5 protein-coding genes are annotated in these 4,697 nt (G+C 63.5%); 3 read left to right on the forward strand and 2 right to left on the reverse strand.

Features of this window, described 5'->3' with window-relative positions; all coding sequences use genetic code 11:
• The 3 genes from QZ213_RS24755 to QZ213_RS24765 all read left to right on the forward strand — a co-directional run.
• Nucleotides 1–162: DNA-directed RNA polymerase subunit alpha C-terminal domain-containing protein (locus tag QZ213_RS24755; protein WP_291688709.1), on the forward strand; the 162-nt coding region annotated here is incomplete at its 5' end.
• Nucleotides 163–280: 118 nt separating this feature from the next.
• Entirely contained in the window at nucleotides 281–697 is a 417-nt protein-coding gene (gene rplQ / locus QZ213_RS24760) for a 50S ribosomal protein L17 (RefSeq protein ID WP_291688705.1), read from the forward strand.
• A gap of 137 nt (nucleotides 698–834) precedes the next feature.
• Nucleotides 835–1,629, forward strand: coding sequence for an SDR family oxidoreductase (locus QZ213_RS24765; RefSeq protein WP_291688706.1), 795 nt, complete (start codon nucleotides 835–837; stop codon nucleotides 1,627–1,629).
• Nucleotides 1,630–1,769: 140 nt separating this feature from the next.
• On the opposite strand, the gene QZ213_RS24770 is transcribed toward QZ213_RS24765, so the two are convergent.
• Complete coding sequence (locus QZ213_RS24770) at nucleotides 1,770–2,783, reverse strand: zinc-binding alcohol dehydrogenase family protein (protein ID WP_291688707.1); 1,014 nt, start codon at nucleotides 2,781–2,783, stop codon at nucleotides 1,770–1,772.
• Between the two features lie 198 nt (nucleotides 2,784–2,981).
• Complete coding sequence (locus QZ213_RS24775; RefSeq protein WP_291688708.1) at nucleotides 2,982–4,580, reverse strand: OprO/OprP family phosphate-selective porin; 1,599 nt, start codon at nucleotides 4,578–4,580, stop codon at nucleotides 2,982–2,984.
• Nucleotides 4,581–4,697: the final 117 nt, after the last annotated feature.

A 4,697-nucleotide genomic window follows, 5' to 3' on the forward strand; every position in this document is an offset into this window, starting at 1 on the left:
TCGGAAGCGGAAATGCTCCGTACCCCGAACTTCGGCCGCAAGTCGCTGAACGAGATCAAGGAAGTGCTGGCCCAGATGGGTCTGCACCTCGGCATGGAAGTGCCGGGCTGGCCGCCGGAGAATATCGACGAACTGGCCAAGCGCTTCGAAGACCACTATTGATTTAACCGCGGTGGCCGGGCTTTTTCCCGGCCACACCATCTGGGGCGAACGCAGGCAGCCCACCTGAGCAAATCGTCCGACGAGCCGTCGCGACAGATCAAGTATCGAGGAATATACCATGCGTCACGGCAAGGTTCATCGGAAGCTCAACCGCACCGCCGAGCATCGGCGTGCGATGTTCGCCAACATGTGCGCGGCGCTGATCAAGCACGAGCAGATCGTCACGACGCTGCCGAAGGCGAAGGAACTGCGGCCGATCGTCGAGAAGCTCGTCACGCTCGGCAAGAAGGGCGGCCTCGCCATGCGCCGCCAGGCGATCTCCGAGATGCGCGACCAGGATCAGGTCCGCAAGCTGTTCGATGTGATCGCGTCCCGCTACAAGGACCGCCAGGGCGGCTATACCCGCATCATCAAGGCCGGCTTCCGCTACGGCGACAACGCCCCGATGGCCGTGATCGAATTCGTCGACCGCGACGTCGATGCCAAGGGCCTCGATTCCGGCCCGGTGCAGGAAAAGGCCGCGGAAGCCGCGTAAGCCTCGCTGGGACGACAAATGAATAAGAGCGGCGCCGTGTGCGCCGCTTTTTTATTGGGCATGCAACGCTGATATCCGCCGATTGCGATCGCGCTCGCCGCTCCCGATATCTTCTTCAGCAATGAAGGAGACGGCACATGAATATCGATCTCAAGGGAAAGACCGCGCTGGTCACGGGTTCGACCTCCGGCATCGGCCACGCGATCGCCAAGGGGCTCGCAGCAACCGGGGCCAGCGTCGTGGTCAACGGGCGGACACAAGACAAGGTCGACACCGCGGCGGCGGCGCTTGCCAAGGCCGTGCCGGGCGGCAAGGTCCGCGGCGTTGCCGCCGATGTCTCGACGGCAGAGGGATGCAATGCCCTGGTGGCGGCGCTGCCTGAGGTGGATATCCTCATCAACAATGCCGGCATCTTCGAGCCGAAGGGCTTTCTCGACATTCCCGATGAGGACTGGAGCCGCTTCTTCGACGTCAACGTGATGTCGGGCGTGCGTCTGTCGCGCGCTTATCTGCCTGCCATGCTGAAGCGCAACTGGGGCCGCATCGTCTTCATCTCCTCCGAATCCGCGCTGAACATCCCGAAGGAAATGATCCACTACGGCACCACCAAGACCGCGCAACTCGCGGTGTCGAGGGGGCTGGCGGAAATGACCCGCGGCACCGCCGTGACGGTCAATTCGGTGCTGCCGGGGCCGACGATGTCGGAGGGCGTAGAGGCCTTCGTCAAGGACCTCGCCAGGCAGAATGGCCAGTCGGTCGAGGAGGCGGCGTCGCAATTCGTAAAGCAGTTCCGGCCGACCTCGCTGCTGCAGCGCTTTGCGACCGTCGAAGAGATCGCCAACATGGTGGTCTATGTCGCCTCAAGGGAATCGTCGGCGACCAACGGCGCGGCGCTGCGCGCCGAGGGCGGCATCGTCCAGACCATCGCGTGAGGCGCCGCCGCCTGATTTTTGCCGAAGGCGCCGCGGTTAAACTGTAGGGTGGGCAAAGCGAAGCGTGCCCACCATTCAAATCCGAGATGGATCGATGGCGGGCACGGCGCGAGATGCGCCTTTGCCCACCCTACGAATTTCTACCACCCCTCCAGCACGATCTTGCCGCGCGATTTTCCGGACTCCAGCAGCGCATGCGCGCGCTTGAGATTGGCGGCATTGATGGTCCCGAAGGTCTGCTCGAGCGTGGTGCGCAAGACGCCCTTGTCGATGAGATCGGCGACATCGTTCAACAGATCATGCTGCGCGATCATGTCGCGGGTCTGGAACGAGGAGCGGGTGAACATCGATTCCCAGTGGATCGAGACGGCCTTGCCCTTGAAGACGCTGACGTTGAATTCCGGGGGATCGTCGATCAAGCCGTATTTGCCCTGCGGCGCGATGATCTCCGCCAGCGCCTTGTAATGCTGGTCGGTATTGGTCAGGCTTGCGACCAGGGCCACCGGCGGAAGCTTCAGCTTCTCGATCTGCTCCTTCATCGGCCTGGCATGGTCGATGACGGCATGGACGCCGAAATCGAGGCACCAGTTTTGCGATTCCGGCCGGGACGCGGTGGCGACGATGGTCAGGCCGGTGAGGCGGCGGGCGAGCTGGATCAGGATCGAGCCGACGCCGCCCGCGCCGCCGACGATCAGGAGCGTGCGCGGATCGAGGCTCTTGCCGGGCGCAGCCCCAAGCCGGTCGAACAGCAATTCCCAGGCCGTGATCGAGGTCAGCGGCAGGGCCGCGGCCTGCGCGAACGACAGCGTTTTCGGCTTGGCGCCGACGATGCGCTCATCGACCAGATGAAATTCAGAATTGGTGCCCTGGCGCTGGATCGAGCCGGCGTAGAACACCTCGTCGCCGGCCTTGAACAGCGTCACGTCGGGGCCGACGGCATCGACGATGCCGGCGGCGTCAAATCCTAAGATCTTGGTCTCGCCCTCCGGCGGCGCGGCGCGCTTGCGTACCTTGTAGTCGACGGGATTGGCCGAGATCGCCTTTACGGCGACGCGGATGTCGCGGCCCTTCGGCTCCGGCTTTGCTGTCTCGAAATCGATCAGCGCTTCCGCGGCATCGATGGGAAGCGACTTCCTGTATCCGACGGCTTTCATGCCCGTTGTCTCCAATGTACTGACCCGGCCTAATTGTCGCGTTGGCGCGACTTTGGCAAGTACCGTACATCGCGCCGCCTGCCGAGTGACAGGTCTTCTTCTCGGCCGTCCCGGGGAGGGCGGCCGGAGCTCCCAAGGCGACGGGGAGCAGCCGCCGGGAGCAGCCGTGGCAGCTCCCCCGGCGGGAAACCCGGGACCTCAGAACGCCACTTGGGTGCGCATGGCGAACGCATCGAACTTCGCGCCGGTATTGGCGAAGTTGGTCGGGCTCGCCTGCTTGGCAATGTCGCCGTGCAGGTAGTCGAACATCAGGCGGACGTTGCGATTGGCGTACCAGTTCAGCGCCAACGTGTAGATATTCTGCCGGCCGCCGGCGACGCCGTTGGCCGACGCGAGCTGATCGTTCAGATCGATCGTGCTGTAACGGCCGGCGATCTCCCATGCGCCCCAGCCGCCGCTGCTCAATGAGAACGGATCTTTCGGCGCAATGCCGCCGTAGGCGGCGCTGGCCGAATTGTAGGGGTGGCTTTCTCCGGTCAGCACATAGCTCGCCTCGGCATAGCCGCCCTGGAAGTGCAGATTAGGCGCCCCGATCGGCGGCAATCCGGTGACGGCGTTGCGCTCGACATTGAACCAGAAATATTCCCCCTGAAAGTACAGTGGCCCGTAAGTCGCCGCCGCTTCGGCGCTGTAGACCTGCGCGGCCGACACGTTCGCGAGCGCGCCCGTCGTGACCAGGTTGGTCGGATCGATGCGCAATTCCGGACGGTCGCTCAGCGTCAGGGTTTGCGACCCGGCGACCAGATTATGCGGTGGCTGGATCAGGAATTCGGCGTCGCCGCCGACATGCAGCGAGTAGTCCTTGGTGCTTACGATTTGACCCGCGGCGCGGGCCACCACGCCGTATTGTTCGGTGGTGCCGTTGGGGTTTATGCTTGAGGCGGAGTGAATGGCGCCCGTCGTGGGCCCCGTGACATAGCCGCCGGCCCAGAACGTATCGTTGTACCAGCGGCCGCCGAAAGCGGAGCGGAAATCGCCGGCCGCAATATTAGTCGCGACGATACCGGCGGAAGCGCGCTCCATGAACAGGATGTCGTTCGAACTGGTCGCCTCGTCCAGCGTATAGGGCAGGTCCATCACGCCGCCTTCGATCGCGAGCTTGCCGCCGAAAGGCTTGAAGCCGGTGTAGCTGAGGTAGGCGTTCTCGACGCCCGCCAACGCGCCGCCGGGAAGAAAGCCGACCGAATTTCCGCCGACGCTGGCGGTGCTGGCGAACCCGTCGGAGGTGCCGCCGAAGTCGTAGATCAGCGCATAATTCCAGTCGCCCATGAACTTGCCGACAACGCCGATCCGCGCGCGGCGAACGTTGACGCCGTCGTCGAGGCGCTGCGGAGAGGTCGCCAGGGTATTCGGCCGGTAGTCATATCCGCCGACGTCGAAGTGCAGGCGGCTGGTGATCGCGACGCAATTCTGATTGTCGGCGGTGCAGATGGTGGGCCGGTTATTCGGCATGGTCACGACCACGTCGGACGGCGCGACCGGGCCCTTGACCGGATAGGCCGCGTTGGCGTTCGCGACCGCGACCTTGGCATCGGCTTTGGCTTTCGCAGCGGCCACGGTATTCTCAGAGGTCTGCTTCTGCAGCTTGTCGAGCTTTTGCTCCATCAATCGAAGCTGCTGTTTCAGCAGCGCGATCTCAGTGTCATTGCCGCCGGCGGATTGTGCCTGCGCCTGCGATGCCATCAATGCGCCGGCCAGGCCGAGCGCTACTGTGGCTGACAGCTTTAGCGTCGTCATGTGGTACCCCTTCGTCACGTTGACTGTTCACCCGCGAAAAATCCTAGAAACTATAGGTGACTGTTCAACGACAAGGTTCGGGAAGTTGCCAGTTCCGCTTGTTGCTTCAGGGCAACA

Source organism: Bradyrhizobium sp. (assembly GCF_017881085.1).
Classification (GTDB): domain Bacteria; phylum Pseudomonadota; class Alphaproteobacteria; order Rhizobiales; family Xanthobacteraceae; genus Bradyrhizobium.

Excerpts from the sequence above, each read along its gene's own strand:
- QZ213_RS24765 (WP_291688706.1), top strand. The coding sequence starts at position 835 with ATGAATATCGATCTCAAGGGAAAGACCGCGCTGGTCACGGGTTCGACC.
- QZ213_RS24775 (WP_291688708.1), bottom strand. The coding sequence starts at position 4,580 with ATGACGACGCTAAAGCTGTCAGCCACAGTAGCGCTCGGCCTGGCCGGC.
- rplQ (WP_291688705.1), top strand. The coding sequence starts at position 281 with ATGCGTCACGGCAAGGTTCATCGGAAGCTCAACCGCACCGCCGAGCAT.
- QZ213_RS24770 (WP_291688707.1), bottom strand. The coding sequence starts at position 2,783 with ATGAAAGCCGTCGGATACAGGAAGTCGCTTCCCATCGATGCCGCGGAA.